We start from the raw sequence: 2,677 nt of genomic DNA, 5'->3' as shown, positions 1-2,677 counted from the left end.
CCGGAGGCTCATATGTGTTATACCTAAATTTCACCAAACAATTTATCTATTGATTCGCCATCAAATGTAGCCCCTTTAACACTTAGGGTTTGTATAAGCATGGAATTCATTATCGTTGTATATTTAAAAGCCTGTTCAATGCTAATTATTTTCCCAGTCTTTGAACCAAGTTGGATGATTCTATTCATTACTGCATCTAAATAGTCATGGATATTTTCAATTAACATTTCAGTATAACTAGGAGTATTACCACTATGAACTATAAGATTTCTAGCTCTGTAAATACGCCTGATCTGCCAACCTACTCTTAACTTATGTGAAGTAAGACCATCAAGCATATTTTTAGGACTTGAGTAAACGTAACATAGATAATTAAACCTATCCGAAAGAAGATGAAAATCTTTAAATGCAGCTATCAAGACTTTACGTTGTGGCTCATATGATTTTAATGCTAATAGCTTTGCAACTTTTATTGACGAGTTTTCTCCAGAAATACCTTTTAAAATATTTCTCGTTTCTTTTTTATTCCAGTTATATAGATCGCTTGTAAATCTGCTTACTAGCCTTTGATAGTACATAAGGTTCAAAAAAGGCGTGACACTATTAATAATATGCTCAATGTTTGAGGTTTTGTCGTCGTTGCTTGCCGGAATTATTGATTCTAATGCTATCCATAAATTTAGCATTTGGTTTTCTTTTGAATCACTATTCAAAGCTAATGAGTGCAATTCTGCTGATCGAGTGAATACATTAAAAGAATTTGGTTCCAATCCAAACTCAGATAGAAAGTCATTAGCATTCTTAGAAGCTCTGATTAATTTTTGATCTTCACATTTGTGCATTGCATTCGTTTTATTTCTCGACCTTTCAACTGAGTTATCAGTGTGATTAATTATCAAACAATCAGATAACCAGTTTATTTGTTCTTTATGATGAAATAGACTAAAAATCGTACTAAGTATTTCCAATAATTCTTCTGCTTTATTTTTAGCTGAAACTACATCTCTAGCTTTAATTTCTTTCAAGCAAGCGAAGGTTTGCCCCGAACTCTTATTAAAATTATGTTTTGATAGGTTAGCTTTTATACCATTAAGGTCATCCAATAATTCAATCTTGAATGAATCAAATGATTTTTTGTAATGCTTGACTGTGTCAGAGAATTTAAAAATTATTGTGAATTCATGTGGCTTTCCAGAAAAAATATTCAAAAAGTCTTCAACTGCCGCATTACCAGCAATTCTATTTTTATCATAATGAAAAAACTTCTGTGTTACTTCACTTATATATTCAAAGCTATAACCAAGGTTTACTAACGTTGTTGCGTAACTTCTAGTAAGTGTTCTGATTGACCTGAAATCAGTTTTATCACTATTTATTACTTGCGTAAGTAACTCTTCATTTTTCTTTTTGTACTTCTTTAAATAGATTTGCCTTAAAATTAGCTCAACAATGATTTTCTTTTCTGTGTCAGCTTCTTTAGGGTTTTTAAGAACAGAGTTAATTTGCTTTAAGTTAATACTTAATAACTCTTTTGTAACGGGATCTCGTTCTAGGTTCTCACACAGTTCATCAAGTACATGTTGTAAATTTGGCCTTTTTATATTGCCTTTTTCTATTTCCTCAATTACTTCAAGTGCTTCCTCACACAGTAGGCTAGAATTCATAGCCGAAGGCTTATATGTATCTAAAGAAAAATCAAAGAACAACTCATCTAGGAGTTGCGCAAAAAACAATAGATTTACTGAAGTTTCTGGAGCATCCCATTTATCTAACTTTCTATATCTCATCCTGACTGACAACTTCCCTTTAGGCATAACGCTCCGCATAAATGGCGGATAACAGTTGGCTAAACTTAGCGAAGAATGAGCGCCAGCCAACTGTTAGGCGTCCACTTTAATGCGCTTGTTATGTTTTGCTTTCCCGAATAATCTGAATGAAAAGAGGTATGAATAAAACAAGATAAAAAGCGATACCAAAAATATATTCATCGTCATTAATTAAAGGAAATTCAGCTACCTGTAATATCTCTAAAATAGCAAACCAAACATAAAATATTACAGACAACCAAAGAACCACTTTGTCTCTGAAGTATAAAAACGCTGAATAAGAAAATATTAAAGCCAGCACCAACAGAGTTCTTCCTTCAGTGAGAAAAAACAATAAAACTATAAAATATGCTAACTCTAAAACTTTATTCATAAAACATAACGTCCGAATTTGCTGCACAAACTTGTGGCCTAAACTTTGTGAGGCACGAACAATGGCCGCGAGTTTGGGTCAGCAACATACGTTTGTTATTGCGCCACCCCACTTCACTATCGCGGCTTTGCCGCCACGAACTGTTTGCACAACAACTTGATTAAAATTATTACCCTAGACTAAACCAAACAACCAGAAAACTGCAACTATTGATAAACGTTACTGTGAACAGGTTTGAATAAAAGCGATTTGAGAAAGAAGTATTTTGAATTGAATAAACCGCAGCCGAATTGCGTAAAAAAGCAGTAGTTAACTCGAAGAAGTACCGCAAAAAACCGCCTTTACGCTAAATAATAATCTGAAAGGCTTATGCGCTATAACGCCTCATTAAGAGGCTAAAAATAGTTTGCTAAAATAAGCGACGAAGGAGCAAAAGCAAACTGTTTTTTGTCCTTTTGAATGACTTGATACTCATTGA

General features: G+C 33.4%; 2 protein-coding genes. Both read right to left on the bottom strand.

Annotation, left to right across the window (positions count from 1 at the left end):
* Positions 1-23 precede the first annotated feature (23 nt).
* Entirely contained in the window at positions 24-1,787 is a 1,764-nt protein-coding gene (locus tag KO530_RS12310; RefSeq protein ID WP_216048745.1) for a hypothetical protein, read from the bottom strand.
* A gap of 118 nt (positions 1,788-1,905) precedes the next feature.
* Positions 1,906-2,199 (bottom strand): hypothetical protein, encoded by a 294-nt coding sequence (locus KO530_RS12305; RefSeq protein ID WP_216048744.1) that lies wholly within the window; start codon positions 2,197-2,199, stop codon positions 1,906-1,908.
* Positions 2,200-2,677: the final 478 nt, after the last annotated feature.

Origin of the sequence: Aliiglaciecola lipolytica, assembly GCF_018860635.1 — a bacterium.
In the GTDB taxonomy this organism is placed as follows: Bacteria; Pseudomonadota; Gammaproteobacteria; order Enterobacterales; family Alteromonadaceae; genus Aliiglaciecola; species Aliiglaciecola lipolytica_A.
Note: the sequence above shows the minus strand (reverse complement) of the source record. Positions and strands in the feature narration are given on the sequence as shown.

Excerpts from the sequence above, each read along its gene's own strand:
- KO530_RS12310 (WP_216048745.1), bottom strand. The coding sequence starts at position 1,787 with ATGAGATATAGAAAGTTAGATAAATGGGATGCTCCAGAAACTTCAGTA.
- KO530_RS12305 (WP_216048744.1), bottom strand. The coding sequence starts at position 2,199 with ATGAATAAAGTTTTAGAGTTAGCATATTTTATAGTTTTATTGTTTTTT.